The sequence below is a fragment of the Azotobacter salinestris genome (assembly GCF_009363155.1).
Classification (GTDB): Bacteria; Pseudomonadota; Gammaproteobacteria; order Pseudomonadales; family Pseudomonadaceae; genus Azotobacter; species Azotobacter salinestris.
On record NZ_CP045302.1, the window covers coordinates 4,079,259 to 4,094,668 of the forward strand.

Annotated in this window: 14 protein-coding genes; 3 read left to right on the top strand and 11 right to left on the bottom strand. The window is 67.5% G+C overall.

What is annotated here, in order from left to right; genetic code table 11:
- Nucleotides 1–7: 7 nt before the first annotated feature.
- Entirely contained in the window at nucleotides 8–259 is a 252-nt protein-coding gene (locus GCU53_RS19095; RefSeq protein WP_152389008.1) for a hypothetical protein, read from the bottom strand.
- 132 nt (nucleotides 260–391) lie between these two features.
- Nucleotides 392–1,912: a fumarate hydratase gene (locus GCU53_RS19100; RefSeq protein WP_152389009.1), complete on the bottom strand. Its 1,521-nt coding sequence runs from the start codon at nucleotides 1,910–1,912 to the stop codon at nucleotides 392–394.
- A 184-nt stretch (nucleotides 1,913–2,096) separates the two neighbouring features.
- Here GCU53_RS19100 and GCU53_RS19105 point away from each other — a divergent pair, with 184 nt between their 5' ends.
- Nucleotides 2,097–3,254 (top strand): GGDEF domain-containing protein, encoded by a 1,158-nt coding sequence (locus GCU53_RS19105; protein ID WP_152389010.1) that lies wholly within the window; start codon nucleotides 2,097–2,099, stop codon nucleotides 3,252–3,254.
- Between the two features lie 241 nt (nucleotides 3,255–3,495).
- Here GCU53_RS19105 and pyk read toward each other — a convergent pair whose 3' ends face one another.
- Nucleotides 3,496–4,947, bottom strand: a complete 1,452-nt coding sequence (gene pyk / locus GCU53_RS19110; RefSeq protein ID WP_152389011.1) for a pyruvate kinase — start codon at nucleotides 4,945–4,947, stop codon at nucleotides 3,496–3,498.
- A 70-nt stretch (nucleotides 4,948–5,017) separates the two neighbouring features.
- The gene (locus GCU53_RS19115; RefSeq protein ID WP_152389012.1) at nucleotides 5,018–5,935 is read right to left on the bottom strand and encodes a universal stress protein; all 918 of its coding nucleotides are present in this window, start codon (nucleotides 5,933–5,935) and stop codon (nucleotides 5,018–5,020) included.
- A 197-nt stretch (nucleotides 5,936–6,132) separates the two neighbouring features.
- Between GCU53_RS19115 and GCU53_RS19120 the strand changes: the two genes are divergently transcribed.
- The gene (locus tag GCU53_RS19120; RefSeq protein ID WP_152389013.1) at nucleotides 6,133–6,492 is read left to right on the top strand and encodes a PilZ domain-containing protein; all 360 of its coding nucleotides are present in this window, start codon (nucleotides 6,133–6,135) and stop codon (nucleotides 6,490–6,492) included.
- Here GCU53_RS19120 and GCU53_RS19125 read toward each other — a convergent pair.
- From GCU53_RS19125 to GCU53_RS19150, 6 genes are read right to left on the bottom strand one after another with little or no spacing between them, the layout of a single operon-like run.
- A complete protein-coding gene (locus tag GCU53_RS19125) occupies nucleotides 6,489–7,820 on the bottom strand; it encodes a DUF58 domain-containing protein (protein ID WP_152389014.1) in 1,332 nt (443 codons plus the stop codon). The genes GCU53_RS19120 and GCU53_RS19125 overlap by 4 nt on opposite strands.
- Entirely contained in the window at nucleotides 7,817–8,803 is a 987-nt protein-coding gene (locus GCU53_RS19130; RefSeq protein WP_152389015.1) for an AAA family ATPase, read from the bottom strand. The genes GCU53_RS19125 and GCU53_RS19130 overlap by 4 nt, the downstream gene beginning before the upstream one ends.
- Complete coding sequence (locus GCU53_RS19135; protein WP_152389016.1) at nucleotides 8,800–9,957, bottom strand: DUF4350 domain-containing protein; 1,158 nt, start codon at nucleotides 9,955–9,957, stop codon at nucleotides 8,800–8,802. Before GCU53_RS19135 ends, GCU53_RS19130 begins: the two co-directional genes overlap by 4 nt.
- The gene (locus tag GCU53_RS19140) at nucleotides 9,954–11,453 is read right to left on the bottom strand and encodes a DUF4129 domain-containing protein (RefSeq protein WP_208845324.1); all 1,500 of its coding nucleotides are present in this window, start codon (nucleotides 11,451–11,453) and stop codon (nucleotides 9,954–9,956) included. The genes GCU53_RS19135 and GCU53_RS19140 overlap by 4 nt, the downstream gene beginning before the upstream one ends.
- On the bottom strand, nucleotides 11,440–12,417 hold the full coding sequence (locus GCU53_RS19145) for a stage II sporulation protein M (protein WP_152389017.1): 978 nt from the start codon (nucleotides 12,415–12,417) through the stop codon (nucleotides 11,440–11,442). The genes GCU53_RS19140 and GCU53_RS19145 overlap by 14 nt, the downstream gene beginning before the upstream one ends.
- Nucleotides 12,414–13,142, bottom strand: coding sequence for an RDD family protein (locus GCU53_RS19150; protein ID WP_152389018.1), 729 nt, complete (start codon nucleotides 13,140–13,142; stop codon nucleotides 12,414–12,416). Before GCU53_RS19150 ends, GCU53_RS19145 begins: the two co-directional genes overlap by 4 nt.
- Nucleotides 13,143–13,261: 119 nt before the next feature.
- On the opposite strand from GCU53_RS19150, the gene sbcB reads away from it, so the two are divergent.
- Entirely contained in the window at nucleotides 13,262–14,692 is a 1,431-nt protein-coding gene (gene sbcB / locus GCU53_RS19155) for an exodeoxyribonuclease I (RefSeq protein ID WP_152389019.1), read from the top strand.
- A gap of 76 nt (nucleotides 14,693–14,768) precedes the next feature.
- Here sbcB and mvaT read toward each other — a convergent pair whose 3' ends face one another.
- A complete protein-coding gene (gene mvaT, locus GCU53_RS19160) occupies nucleotides 14,769–15,149 on the bottom strand; it encodes a histone-like nucleoid-structuring protein MvaT (RefSeq protein WP_152389020.1) in 381 nt (126 codons plus the stop codon).
- Nucleotides 15,150–15,410 lie beyond the last annotated feature (261 nt).

Here is a 15,410-nt window from a genome sequence, read left to right on the forward strand (position 1 = left end):
TGCCCCTTCAGCGGGGGCTCTCGGCCCTGTGCGGATCGTTCTTGCGCAGACCACGGACGTTCATCAGCGCCAGGCACAGTTGCAGGACGATCAAGGCCCAGGCATGGGCATGCCAACCCCAGAGGACCCACAGGGCATTGCTGAGCAGGAAGCACCAGAAACCGATGGTGCGCCTGCGCAGATTCAGCGAGCCGATCAGCCAGGCTGCCACCACGGTGGCAACCATCGCTGGCCATTGGATGAGATCGAGCCAGTCCACTGCGACAACCCTCCCGGCGTGCCAGCCGGCCGGGGGATAAGCAGGCCGGAGGCTTCTACCATTGAGAGCCTCCAGCGCAGCGGACGTTCGGCGAGGCGCCCACCGCGATACGACGGGCGTTGCAGCAGGGGCTTACTTCAGTTGCACCAGGCTTTCGGCGATCTTCTGCTTCCAGATCTGCGGGCCGGTGATGTGCACCGACTCGCCCTTGGCGTCGACGGCCACGGTGACCGGCATGTCCTTGACCTCGAACTCGTAGATCGCTTCCATGCCCAGTTCCGGGAAGGCGATGGTCTTGGACGCCTTGATCGCCTGGGCGACCAGGTAGGCGGCGCCGCCGACGGCCATCAGGTACACGGCCTTGTTGTCCTTGATCGCCTCGATGGCGATCGGGCCGCGCTCGGACTTGCCGATCATGCCCAGCAGGCCGGTGCTTTCCAGGATCTGACGGGTGAACTTGTCCATGCGGGTCGCGGTGGTCGGGCCGGCCGGGCCAACCACTTCGTCACGGACCGGATCGACCGGGCCGACGTAGTAGATGAAGCGGCCTTTCAGGTCCACCGGCAGCTGTTCACCGGCGTTCAGCATGTCGACCATGCGCTTGTGGGCGGCATCGCGGCCGGTCAGCATCTTGCCGTTGAGCAGCAGGGTCTCGCCCGGCTTCCAGCTCTGCACTTCTTCCGGGGTGACGGTGTCGAGGTTCACACGGCGAGCGCTCGGACCGGCTTCCCAGACGATTTCCGGGTAGGCGTCCAGGCTCGGGGCTTCCAGGCTGGCCGGGCCGGAGCCGTCGAGCACGAAGTGGGCATGACGGGTAGCGGCGCAGTTGGGGATCATGCACACCGGCAGGGAGGCGGCGTGGGTCGGGTAGTCCTTGATCTTCACGTCGAGCACGGTGGTCAGGCCGCCCAGGCCCTGGGCGCCGATACCCAGCTGGTTGACCTTCTCGAACAGCTCGAGGCGCAGTTCCTCGATGCGGTTCTGCGGGCCGCGGGCCTTCAGCTCATGGATGTCGATCTCGTCCATCAGCGACTCCTTGGCGAGCAGGGCGGCCTTCTCGGCGGTACCGCCGATGCCGATGCCGAGCATGCCCGGCGGGCACCAGCCGGCACCCATTTCCGGCACGGTTTTCAGGACCCAGTCGACGATGGAGTCGGAGGGGTTGAGCATGCCCATCTTCGACTTGTTCTCGGAGCCGCCGCCCTTGGCAGCGACGTCCACTTCCACCTTGTCGCCGGGGACGATGGAGTAGTGGATAACCGCCGGGGTGTTGTCCTTGGTGTTCTTGCGGCTACCGGCCGGATCGGCCAGGATCGAGGCGCGCAGGACGTTTTCCGGCAGGTTGTAGGCGCGGCGTACGCCCTCGTTGATCATGTCGTCTACACTCATGGTGGCGCCATCCCAGCGGACGTCCATGCCGACCCTGACGAACACGGTGACGATGCCGGTGTCCTGGCAGATCGGGCGATGACCGGTGGCGCACATGCGCGAGTTGATCAGAATCTGGGCAATGGAGTCGCGGGCAGCCGGCGACTCTTCGCGCAGGTAGGCCTCGTGCATGGCCTGGATGAAGTCGACGGGGTGGTAGTAGGAGATGAACTGCAGGGCGTCGGCGACGCTTTGAATCAGATCATCTTGCTTGATCACGGTCATGCTGCGCTCCTTATTGGGCAGGAACTTCGATGCGCCGAACTCGTGTCCGGTGCGGAAAATCGCCGCAGTATAACGTGCCCGGGATGACCGGGAGCAACCGCTTGGGCCAAAGGCGTATGACGGCTAGGCAGGCGCTTGGACAGTCGGTAGAGTGTCCCATTGGCGTTGTCACGGGATGGACCCCATGAACACTTCCACTATGCGGCTGGAGCCGCAGGCCTTGCAGCGTCTGCTGCTGCACAGGTTCGCCATGGCACTGGGAACCTACGCCCTGGCACTGCTGTTGCTGGCACTGGCGATGGCGACCGGGCATGTCCGGGTTCCGCCCGCCACGCTGCTGCTCGGCGGCATTCCCCTAGTATTCAGCCAACTGGTGTTCTTCCTGCTGCTGCGCAGCGGACGCAGCCTGCGCTTCCAGGATCCCGGAATGATCGAGGCGCAGGTGCTGGTCGCCCTGTTCTGGCAGACAGTGCTGCTTGGCTGTCTGGACGACGAGGCCCGCGGTACCCTGATGGCATTCTATGTGCCGATCCTGCTGTTCGGTCTCTTCCAGCTGCGTCCGCGTGCCTTCGTGCGGTGTGCGGTCTTCGCCTTCGTCGGCTTCGTCGCGCTCGAATGGCGGGACGCTTTCTTCCGGCCGCAGGCCTATGTCGAACCGCCTTTCCTGCAACTGGCAACCCTGTTCGTCTTGCTCTTCTGGCTCTGCCTGTTCGGCCGCTACATCAATGCGATGCGCCAGCGCATGCGCCAGCGTCGCCATGCCCTGGTAGCGCACCAGAACACCCTGCGCGGCATGATGCGCCAGCTGGAGGACCAGGCTTCTACCGACGAGTTGACCGGGCTCTGCAATCGGCGGCATTTCCTGCGCCTGGCGGAGCGCGAGCTGCTCCATCTGCCGGCCCACGCCCAGTATGGCCTGGCCCTGATCGATCTGGACCATTTCAAGCGCATCAACGACCGCTACGGACATGCGGCCGGGGACCGGGTCCTGCAGACCTTCGCGACGCTGGCGCAGGCCTGCCTGCGCGAGGGCGACGTGCTGGCCCGCTATGGTGGCGAGGAGTTCGTGCTGCTGCTGCCCAATGTGAATCTGGACCAGATTTCGGTCTGCTGCGAGCGGCTGCGCGAGGCTTTCGCCGCCGCCGAGCCTCTGGGGCTGTCGCTGGGGGGGCTCAGTCTGTCGATCGGCATGACTCGCCTGCAGCGTGGCGACAACCTGGACCTCGCCCTGCAGCGGGCCGATCAGGCCCTCTACCGGGCCAAGCACAACGGCCGGAACCGCTGCGAGGCAAGCTGGGAGCCCAGCGACGCCCATACCGATCGTCGCTCGGCTTCCTCCTGAAGGAAAGATGGCCGCCCGTCAGGCTGTGTGAAAGCTGCGGCGCTCGGGCTTGGTCATGCGGCGTTGCAATCAGGCCGGGACGCGGCGTCTCGGAGTGCGCGTTTACAGCATGTGAACTGCGCTTCTTCGCTGGATTGACTCGCAGCGCCCGCCCTGCGGGCCAGCTTCCGGCTGTTACTTCGCTGTGCCTGGCCTTCGCTCGCCATGTTCTCACACGGCTTGCCCTGGGCGGCCATTCGGCTCAGACCAGTGGCTCGCCCACGTGGAGGATCTTCATGCCGTTGGTCCCGCCAATGGTGTTGTAGCTGTCGCCCTTGGTGAGAATCACCCAGTCGCCCGGCTCGACCACGCCACGCTTGAGCAACTCGTCCACCGCCGCCTGGCTGAGCTTTTCCGGGGCCACGGCCGCCGGATCGAAGGGCACCGTGTAGACGCCGCGGAACAGAGCCACGCGCGCCTGGGTCTCGCGGTGCGGCGAGAAGGCGAAGATCGGCACCGAAGAGCGGATGCGCGACATGATCAGCGGCGTATAACCGCTTTCGGTGAGGCTGATGATCGCCTTCACGCCGGGGAAGTGGTTGGCGGTGTACATGGCCGCCAGGGCGATGCTCTCGTCGCAGCGCTCGAAGGTCTGGCCGAGACGATGGCTGGAGCGGGTGCTGGTCGGATGGCGTTCGGCGCCGAGGCAGACGCGCGCCATGGCCTGCACCGCTTCCACCGGATATTCGCCGGCGGCGCTTTCCGCCGAGAGCATCACCGCGTCGGTGTTGTCGAGCACCGCATTGGCCACGTCCGAGACTTCCGCACGGGTCGGCATCGGGCTGTGGATCATCGACTCCATCATCTGCGTCGCGGTGATCACCGCCTTGTTGTAGCGGCGGGCATGGAGAATGATCTTCTTCTGGATGCCGACCAGCTCGGCGTCGCCGATTTCCACACCGAGGTCGCCGCGCGCCACCATCACCGCATCGCTGGCGCGGATCAGGCCGTCGAGGGCCGCGTCGTCGGCCACGGCCTCGGCGCGCTCGATCTTGGCCACCAGCCAGGCCTTGCCGCCGGCCTCGTCGCGCAGGCGCCTGGCAAGTTCCATGTCGGCAGCGTCACGGGGGAAGGAAACCGCCAGGTAGTCCAGGTCCAGTTCCGCGGCCAGCTTGATGTCCTGCTTGTCCTTGGCGGTCAGGGCCGGCGCGGTGAGGCCGCCACCGCGCCGGTTGATGCCCTTGTGGTCGGACAGCGGGCCGCCGATCAACACCGTGCAGTGCAGCTCGTCGGCAGTCTTCTCGAGGACCTGCATGACCACCCGGCCATCGTCGAGCAGCAGTTCGTCGCCGACGTTGCAATCCTTCACCAGGTCCGGGTAGTCGATGCCGACCACCTCCTGGGTGCCGGCCTCGCGTGGATGGGTGACGGAGAAGCGGAAGTGGTCGCCAATGGCCAGTTCGATGCGCTTGTCGACGAATTTGGCAATGCGGATCTTCGGCCCCTGCAGATCGCCGAGCAGGGCGACGAAGCGACCGTGCTTGGCGGCCAGTTCGCGGACCAGATGGGCACGGGCGCGGTGTTCGTCCGCACTGCCGTGGGAGAAGTTGAGACGGGCGACATCGAGCCCGGCGAGGATCAGCTGCTCGAGACGTTCGGGCGAGCTGGTGGCCGGGCCGAGGGTGGCGACGATTTTGGTGCGGCGAAACGTCATGCGGAACTCCTTATGGGACGCGGCCTGCGAGGCTACTACGCCGGAGGGCTTTAGTCATTGTCATGCCGCACTACTTTCCCCGGGCTTGTGGCCTGAGCACCAGGAGGTCGCACTCCAGCGCCTCCAGTATCCGCTCGGCGGTATTGCCGATCAGCGCGTTGTCCAGATGGCCGCGGGCGACGGCGCCCATCAGCAGCAGATCGACCTGCCGGTCGCGCACGAAGCGGGGGATCACCTCTTCCGGATAGCCCTGTTCCAGATGACGGTGGCTGGCAGGAATCGCATAGGGCGCAAGCAGTTGCTCGAAGGCTTGGCGGTGCTGGCGGCTGCCTCGCTCGACATAGGCATCGTAGGTGGCGACCAGCTCGGCGTCGAAGACCAGGCTGCGCGGCAGCGGCGCATGGCAGTGCAGGTAATGGGCGTCCATCTGCAGGCGCTCGGCCAGCCCGCGTGCGGTGGCGATCAGCCGATGGTCGAGATGGGCCGGCTTGTCGGCGCTGTGCAGCGGATCGAGGGCGGCGCACAGGCGCCGGCCCTGCCAGTGGCCGTGATGGGCCAGCCAGAGCGGCGCCGGACAGTGGCGCAGCAGCTGCCAGCAGGTGTTGCCCAGCAACAGGCGCTGGAGCAGACCGTGGCTGCGGGTGGCGGCCTTGAGCACCAGGTCCGGCTTGAGCTCCTCGACGCGGATCAGGATCATCCGGTGCAACGGTCTGCCCCAGCGTGCCTCGATCTGAACCTGCAGGCCGTCGGCGCGCAACGGTGCAGCCAGCTCCTCGAGCCGTGCCCGGCGGTGGGCGAGCAATGCGCTGCGCGCCTGCTCGCTCTGCCGGTCGTCGAAAAGCAGGCTGCCGTCGAGGGCCTGTTCGAACTCGCAGGCTAGCAGCTCCAGAGCCGCACCGGTATGGCGGGCCAGCCAGGCTGCCCGCTCCAGGGCCGGCTGGGCCTCCTCGGCAGGATCGATCACGACGAGCAACTGGCGCAGGTTCATCTTTGTCTCCTTGGCTCTTGGATACCGCAGCGTACCCGGGCGGCGGCCGGGATGTCCGCTCGGTAACAGACTAACTCAACCGGGATGTTCCGTGCCGGGAGCATAAAAGCGAAACGGCTGGTCTGATAATTGGGACACTGGTTCCTAACCGACCTTGGGGTCATACTCAAAATCCGGAATAGCGGTTGTTACACATCATGCCTATCCAGCGCCGCATCGAACGTCACCAACTGCCTTACTATCTCAAGGTGTTCAATCGGGTCACCGACAAGCCCATGGGTTACATCGGCAACATTTCACGGGAAGGTCTGATGCTGATCAGCCCGTGGCCGATGCTGGTGCTCGCCGAGTTCGACATGCGCTTGAAGATCCCGGGGCGCGATGGCCTGCAGCAATACATCGACTTTTCCGCCACCTGTCGCTGGACCCGCGAGGACGTGACACCGGGCAGCTTCGACTCGGGCTTCGAACTGGCCGACCCGCCCGTCGAATATCTCGAGCTGGTCGAGGTCCTGCGCCAGTACTTCACCTTCCATCCCAACGCCGCGTCGGCTTAGAGCACCCCGGCCCGCTTCCAGGCCAGATAGCGGGCGACCAGCTCGGGGCCCAGCTCGGCGGGACGTGCATCGAGCAGCGGGATGCCCGCCGCCGCCAGGCGCTGGTGCAGACCGGCGCGGGCGTTCAGATAGTCGATCGTGCCGCAGTAGGCCAGGGCGTCCGCATGGCTTTCCACCGGCGCATGGCTCAGCCGGTCGAGTACCTCCTCGCGCAGGCTGGCGACCAGTACCCGATGACGACGGGCCAGGCGGCGAATCGCCGCCGGCAGTTCGCCGTCGTCCTCGTCGCGCAGGTTGCTGAGGATCACCACCAGGGCGCGGCGGCGCTGGCGCTGCAGCAGCAGGTTTGCCGCGGCGACGAAGTCCGCGGGGCGCCGGGTGGTCTGCAGGTCGTGGACGGCATTGAGCAGCGCATGCAGCTGGGCATCGCCCTTGGCCGGAGCCAGGTAGCGGTCCTGCTCGCCGGCGAGGGTCGCCAGCCCCACCGCGTCGCCCTGGCGCAGCGCCACGTAGGCGAGCAGCAGGCAGGCGTCCAGGGCATGGTCGAAGTGGGCGAGTTCGCCGTCCCGGCTGCGCATGTGCCGGCCGCAGTCGAGCAGGAAGAGGATCTGCTGGTCGCGCTCGTCGCGGTACTCGCGAACGATGGGGGTGTGCTTGCGTGCCGTCGCCTTCCAGTCGATCTGCCGCAGGGTGTCGCCGTCGCGGAACTCGCGCAGCTGGTGGAAGGACTGGCCGAGGCCACGGCGCGGCAGCTGGCGGACGCCGAGGCGGCCGAGCCAGGTGTCCACCGCCATCAGCCGGGCCCGGTAGAGGCGGCTAAAGTCCGGATAGACGCGGGTTTCGCCGGGCAGCTCCAGCCGGCGCCGTCCCTGCCACAAGCCGAGCGGGCTGGGCAGGGTGACTTCGCAGTGCAGGAAGCAAAAGTGTCCGCGCTCGAGGGGGCGGAGCCGGTAGCCGCATTCGGCGTCTTCGCCAGGATGCAGCTGCAGGCGCAGCGGCAGCGGCTCGCCGTTCATGCCGGCTGGCAGGTAGTCGAAGAGCTCCACGGGCAGGGCCCTCCGGTAGTCGTGCTCCAGGCGCAGGCGCACCTCGCTCCAGCGCCCCTGCGGCAGATGGCCCGGCAACTGGCGGCTCAGGCGGGGCGAGGGGCGCCAATGCAGCCAGACGGCATCGAGAGCGGCGAGTAGCAGCAGGGCGAGCAGCAGTCCCCACCAGAGCGCCGTGAAGGCCGGCGATCCTTCACCGTGCAGGGCCGACTGGACGCCGGGCGGCAGGGCGGCGAGGAACAGGACGCCGAGCAGGGCGAGGAGCCGGCGTGCGGGCTTCATGGCCGCGGCGCCGCGACCTGCTCGAGCAGTTGCTCGAGCACCCGGTCCACCGACAGGCCCTCGATGTCCAGCTCCGGCGCCAGGCACACGCGGTGGCGCAACACGGCCAGGGCGCAGCCCTTGATGTCGTCCGGGGTCACGAAGTCGCCGCCGCGCAGCAGGGCCCGGGCCCGGCCGCAGCGCACCAGATCGATCGAGGCGCGCGGCCCGGCGCCCAGGGTCAGGCCGGACCAGTCGCGGGTGCGGCGCACCAGGCGCACGGCGTAGTCGAGCACCTGCTCGTCGAGCGGCAAGTCGCTGGCCAGCTGCTGCAGCGCCAGCACATCGGCGGCCTGCAGCAGGGGCCGCAGCACGGCGACCTCGAGCATGTCGGCGCGGGTCGAGCGGGCGACCTGGCGGACCAGGGCCATCTCGTCGGCGGCTTCCGGGTAGTCCATGCGCAGCTTGAGCATGAAGCGGTCCAGTTCGGCCTCAGGCAGCGGATAGGTGCCCTCCTGCTCGATCGGATTCTGCGTGGCCAGCACCAGGAACGGCTGCGGCACCGGCAGGGCGCAGCCTTCCAGGGTCACCTGGCGCTCCTGCATGACCTCCAGCAGGGCTGCCTGGGTCTTGGCCGGGGCGCGGTTGATCTCGTCGGCGAGCAGCAGGTGGGTGAACACCGGTCCCTTGCGCAGCTTGAACTGCTCGCTGGCCAGGTCGTACACCGCATGCCCGGTGACGTCGCTGGGCATCAGGTCGGGGGTGAACTGGATGCGCCCGAAGTCGCCGCCGAAACAGCGGGCCAGGGCCCGCACCAGCAAGGTCTTGCCGAGCCCCGGGACACCTTCGACGAGAACGTGGCCGTTGGCGATCAGTGCGGTCAGGATATCGTCGATGGCCGCCTGCTGGCCGATCACCGCCTTGCACATCTCCGTGCGCAAGGCCTGGAGCAACTGGCCGGCCTGCTGGCGGGAAAGCGGCGGAGGAGAGCTTGCATCGTTCATAGCGCGTTCCTGAGTCGTTGCAGGTCGGCGACCTGGCGGGTGAAGTCGGCGGCAGGCAGCGCCTTGTCCGGCGGTCGCATGAGCCGGGCGACGTGGCCGGCCGGCAGCCGGGCAAGCCGGGCCAGCAACTGCCACTGCGCATCCTCGGACAGGTCGGCGAAGTGCGGTGCGCGCCGACCGGCGCAGCGCTGGATATCCTGCTGCAGGCCCTGCAGCAGGCCGGCCTGGCCGCAGCGGCGGTGCAGGAAGTCGGCGCCGGCGCGCAGGTGTTCCTCCAGTTGCCGGCGCGCCGGGCCGGCAGCCGGCAACGGCGGGCCCTGGCGCAGGCCGGCGCGCCAGAGCAGGCCGCCGGCCAGCAGGGCCAGCGCCAGCAGGGCGGCGGGGAAATGGCGCAGCAGCAAGGTCGCCAGACCGTCGCCGGCGACCCGGTAGACCAGGGTGACTCGACTGTCCCGGCTCAGATACCAGAGCAGCCAGGCGTGGTCGTGGTCGCCGATTTCCGCGTTTTCCCAGATCCAGGCGTCGGTCAGCACCGTGGCGTTTCCCTGTCCGTGGTGCACCTGCAGCAGATGGGTGGCTTCGCCGCTGTTGGCCCAGGCATAGGCGCGGTGACGACTGTCGTAGAGGTGGAAGGCGTTGTCGAAGGCCAGATAGGCCGGGGTCTTCTCGTTCTGCTGGTAGAAGCGGGCCAGCCCGTCCCGGCGCCGGTCGCGGTTCCGCGGCTCGCCGATGGCCAGGGCTGCGCTCAGGTGCTGCTGGATGCCCAGCCCGTCGAGCAGCAGGTCGCCGCTGCGGCCGGTCTTCTCGTCCCACAGGCGCTCGGCGACGAACACCAGATGGCCGCCGGCGGCAGTCCAGTCGAGCACCCGTTCGGCCTGATGCGGGGTCATGTGCTCGCGATCGCCGAGCAGCAGCAGGGTCTGGGTGCGTCCGGCGGGAGTCGCCAGGGCCTCGAGTCCGCTGGCGTGTCGTACCTCGAGGCCCTGGCGGCGGAGGAACAGCTCGGCGGCCAGATAGGGATTGGCGCGCGCCTGCGGTGTCGGGCCGCGCTCGACGATTTCCCGATAGGGATGCAACTGGCCGAGCAGCCAGGTTCCAAGCAATGCCAGGGCCAGCCCGGTGGTCGCCAGGGCGAGGCGATACCGGCCGTTCATGCTGGACTCCCGCTGCCGAACCGGGCTCGCCAGGCCGACAGCAGTTCGTCCTTCACAGCGGCCGGCGGCAGGTGCCTGCCGTAGGCGAAGTTCTGCCAGTGCCGGATCAGGGTTTCGGCCAGATGCTGCAGCTCGGGCCGCTCCAGACGGCGGACCCGGCGCAGGATCTCGCCCTCGGTATCGGCCTCGCTCAGCGGCAGCTGGTAATCCTCGCGCAGGCGCTCCAGCAGGCCATGGTAGAGCAGGGCGAGCGCCTGTCCGGGGTCTTCGGCCCACAGCCGTTCGGCCTGTGTGGCGATATCCGCGGGCAGCGTCGGCGATGCGGCGGGCCGGGGGGCCGAGTGTCCGGGCGGCCGCGGCGGGGCGCGACGGGCGGCTGGCGTGCGGCGCCCGGCGAAGGCCGCCAGCCAGGCGCGGTAGCGCCAGGCCAGCAGCATTGCTCCGCTACCCACGGCCAGCCAGAGGAGCACCTCCAGCGCCTGGGCCAGCCGCTGGACGAAATCGGCGGGCACGGCTGGCAGGGACTCGATGTCCGAGACCTGCGCCGGGTCGCCGAAGCGCCAGCGGGTGGTTTCTTCGCGCCGACTGAAGGGCGGTTGTCCGAGCATGGCCCGGATATCCGCACGGGCGGCTTGGCGGCCCAGCGTCTGGGATGCCTGCGAAGCCGGCGGCTCGGCCATGGCCGGGCCGGGAAGCTGCGCCAGCACCAGGCCGGTAGCGAGCAGCAGGATGCCGGTTGCGCTGCCCAGACGCCGGCGCAGGCGCTGGAAGGCCGCCTCGAGGTCCCAGGCCTCGAGATGCACGCGGCGATTCAGGTAGAGGCCGAAGCCGCCGGCGACATACAGTGGCTCCCAGATCATCAGCACCAGGGCATAGAGCCCGTTGGTCAGGTGCTCCAGCCACAGCCGATCCGGCGGCGTGTCCTCCAGCAGTTGCTGCCAGTCGAACTCGACGCCCGCCTGTGCCGGCAGCAGCAAATAAAGGAAGGCCAGCAGGCCGAGCCAGAGGGCCAATTCCAGGTGCAGGCCGACCAGGGTCAGCCAGCCGGCACCGCGTTTGCCGCGGCATGCCGCGAGCACGGCGCGGCGCTGCCACAGCTCCTTGCCGGCGAGTCCCTCGAGCAGCAGGACCGGCAGGTCGAAGCTGCGGGTCGGATTGAAGCGGCGCTGGGTCAGGCTGGCCAGCCATTCCGCGCGGAGCAGGCCGGGCAGGGCGCGCAGGCTTTCGCCCAGGCGTGGCGTCTCGCCGAACAGGGTGCGGGAGAGGATGAACAGCGGCAGGCGCTCGCCGAGCGGCTTCAGCCACCAGAAGATCAGCAGGGCCAGGCCGGGGCTTTCCCAGAGCAGCAGACTGAGCAGGGCCAGCAGCGGCCAGGCCGGGATCGCCCAGGCGAGCATCAGCAGGCCGGCATGGCGCCGCGCCAGCGCCATGCCGAAGTCCATGGCCTCCCAGGGGCTGCGTGGATGGAGGACCGCAACGCTGTCACTCAGGCGCATGACGCGTGCGTCCGGCGAGCAGGAAGTAGGCGGCCACCAGCAGCCAGAGCAGGACGCCGACCGCGTACTTGAGCGGTGCCCCGGTGAAGGTCATGGACGACCAGTAGGCCTCGATGAAGGCGGCGATCAGCAGCAGGAGCAGCACCCCGGCGATCAGCCGCACGCTGCGTGCCGCGGCCTGGCGCAGGGCTTCGCCGCGCCGCAGCCGGCCGGGGGCGCACAGCGCCCAGCCGAGCTTGAGGCCGGCGGCGCCGGCGAAGGCGATGGCGGTCAGCTCGAAGGCGCCATGGCCGATCACGAAGGGCCAGAAGGTATCGGTGTAGCCGATGCCGCTCAGGTGGCCGGCCACCGCACCGATGGACAGGCCGTTGATCAGCAGGAAGAACAGGCTGCCGAGGCCGAACAGCAGGCCGCTGGCGAAGGTCTGGAAGGCGATGCCGAAGTTGTTCATGACGTAGTAGCCGAACATCATCCAGTCGGCCGCGGAACTGCGCTCGCCGAAGCGGCCGAGGCGGCTGGCGTCGGGGTCGTACATGGCCTCCATCTGCGCCACCTGCTCGGGGGCGAGCAGGCTGTAGACCAGTTCCGGAAACAGGTAGACCAGCAGTCCCATGGCGAGCAGGCTGCCATAGAACAGCAGGCTGGCGGCCAGCACCGGGCGCCACTCCTCGCGCACCAGGCGCGGGAAGCCGCCGAGCAGGAAGCCCAGGCAGCGTGCGGCCAGCGGATTGCGGTGGCGGTAGAACTGGCGGTGGCCGCGCAGGGCCAGTTGCTGCAGTCGCTCGACCAGCCGGCTGCCGTAGCCGCGCTCCTCGGCCAGGGCCAACTGACGGCACAGGCGCCGGTAGGTGGCGGGGAAGTGGCGGCTGTCCGCCCCTGCCCTGCCGTGTTCGAGGGCGTCGAGCTGGCGGGCGAAGTCCTGCCATTCGGCCAGGTGGCGTCGTTCGAACGCATTCTGCTTCATGGCGGCCCCATGAGTTCGCGGGCGATACCGAGGAGCCTGGCCTCGGCCTGCTCTTCCGGCACCTGCAGCGGCCCGGCGAGAATGCCCGCCAGTTCCTGGCGGCGGCCGACCGACAGCCTGGCCCGGCGTTCGGCGAAGGCGAGCAGGGCGCGCCGCTCGTCCGCCTGCAGGGCGAAGGGCACCGGTTGTGCGTCGATCTCGGGCAGGGACGGATGCGGCTGTGGTCGTTCCCCATAGACCACCAGGGTGCCGGCGGCCAGGTCGCCCAGGCGCTTGAAAAGCGGATGGGCGAGACAGCTGAGAATTCCCAGGGTATAGCCGAACGGCAGCAGGTCGACCACGCGCAGCAGGTTGCGGGTCAGCGAGGCGGCCCAGCCGACCGGGGTGCCGTCGTCGTGCACCACCTGCAGGCCGAGCAGTTGCTTGCCGGGCGAGCGGCCCTGGTTGAGCACCTCGAAGAGCACCATGTACCACCAGGTGACGAGGAAGAAGAGCAGGCTGGCCAGGCCCAGGCCCAGTTCGCCGAACTGGCCGAGGACCAGGAAGGACAGCAGCAGGATCGCCCCGCGGACCGCCAGGTCGACGGCGAAGGCAAGGGCGCGCGGCACCAGGCCGGCCGGATGCAGCACGAGGTCGATGCCCTCCGGCGTTTCCACCAGGTGGCAGGTGTCCAGGAGCGGCTGCCGGGCGGTGCCGGCAGAGGGCTTGGCGAGGGACGCGGACATCGGTCTGCCGTAGTCGGGAAAGCCCGATGCTAGCCAGCCTCCGGCCGCCAGGCAACCGCCCGGGGCCGGCCCGGGGCGAATGGTAGACTTGCGCCACTCCATCGACGGGAATCCTCCCAGTGACTTCCAGCATCTTCTGGTACGACTACGAAACCACCGGTATCAATCCGCGCTGCGACCGTCCCCTGCAGGTGGCGGGAATACGCACCGACGAAGCGCTCAACGAGATCGGCACGCCGCTGAACCTCTACTGCCGGCCGGCCGACGACATCCTGCCGCATCCGGCCGCCTGTCTGGTCACCGGCATCACCCCGCAGCTGCTCGCCGAGCGGGGCCTGTGCGAGGCCGAGTTCGTGACCCGCCTGCACGCCGAACTGGCCCGCCCCGGCACCTGCACGGCAGGCTACAACAGCCTGCGCTTCGACGATGAGATCAGTCGTCACGCCCTCTACCGCAACTTCTTCGATCCCTATGCCCGCGAGTGGCAGGGCGGCAACAGCCGCTGGGACCTGATCGACCTGCTGCGCACCGCCTACGCCCTGCGCCCCGAGGGCATCCACTGGCCGCAGGAGGAGGGGCGGGTCACCCTGCGTCTGGAGCGGCTCACCGCGGCCAACGGCATCGATCACGGCCAGGCCCACGATGCCCTGGCCGACGTGCGCGCGACCATCGCCCTGGCCCGGCTGCTGCGCGAGCGCCAGCCGAAGCTGTACGGCTACCTCTACCAGTTGCGCAGCAAGCAGCGGGTGCTGGAACAGGTCAGGCTGCTGCGGCCCACGGTGCACGTCTCCGGACGCTTCGCCGCCGAGCGTGGCTACCTGGCAGTGGTCCTGCCGCTGGCCTGGCATCCGTCCAACCGCAATGCCCTGATCGTCTGCGACCTGCAGGCCGACCCTTCGCCGCTGCTCGATCTCGACGCGGAAGTTCTGCACCGGCGTTTGTATATCCGTCGGGAAGAATTGACGGACAATGAATTGCCGGTGCCCCTGAAACTCGTGCATATCAACCGTTGTCCGGTATTGGCGCCATTGTCGGTATTGCGGGAAGAGGATATCGGGCGTCTGCAACTGGACATGGCAGAATGCCAACGGCGTGTGGACTTGTTATGTGCGGCGCAAGGGCAGTGGCAGGAAAAACTGCCGCAAATTTATGCGGGCGATGAATTTTCCGTCAGCAACGACCCGGAACAGCAGTTGTATGGCGGATTTTTCGGAGAGCGGGACCGGCGTCTTTGCGAGCAAGTGCGCCGGGCCGAGCCACAAAGTCTGGGCAGGCTGAACTGGGGATTCGATGATGAGCGTCTCCCCGAGTTGCTGTTCCGCTATCGGGCGCGCAATTTTCCGGAAACTTTGGTGGCGACCGAAGGGGAGTGCTGGCGGGAATTCTGCCGGCGACGTCTGAGTGATGCTGCCTGGGGAGCACCCAACACACTGGAGGATTTCAATGTGCAGCTGGAACAACTGCTCGCACAGGCCGACAGCGCACATCGACCGATACTCGTGGCCTGGCGCGAATATGCACGGCAGTTGCGCGAGCGCTATGCCGTGTAAAGTATTGGACTGAATCTGGATCTATAAAGGAACGCCGGCACTACCGGCGTTTCTTTGACTGTCCGGCAATTTCCGCTCAATCGAGCAGAGTGGCCCAGCCCTCGACGACGTCGGCGCCATACTGGGCTTTCCACTCCTTCAGGGTCTTGTGATTGCCCCCCTTGGTTTCGATGGTTTCGCCGGTATAGGGATTCTTGTATTGCTTGACTTTGCGGGCGCGCTTGGTGGGTGCCGGAGCGGGCTTGGCACCGCGGCTGCCACGTGCGGGCTTGGCCTCCGGATCGAGCAGGGCGTTGATGTCGCGCAGGGACTTTTGATATTCGCCCATCAGCTTGCGCAATTTGCCCTCGAACTCCAGTTCCTTCTGCAGCTTGTCATCCTGGGAAAGATTCTTCAGGCGTTCCTGAAGCTCCTTGATGGCCTCTTCGGTGGCACGGTATTCATTGATCAGGGACATTTTACTTACCTTGAACCCCGGAGGGGTGATTAGACGAGTTCTGGGACAATGATAGTCAGGCATTCTTGGCAAGTAAATATGCTGGAAAACTTTGTTCAACTTTAGTTGCGTCCTTTGTCGCAGCCGGCAAAAGTCCCGGCAGAAATAGCCGGTCCGGGATTTATGGGGGCTAATACTTGCGCAGAGTCGCGCGGGAAGCGAGTCAGGCCATCATGATCGCTAATAGAGTCGCAAGCACGGCTCCGGGGGAGCGCATGCCGA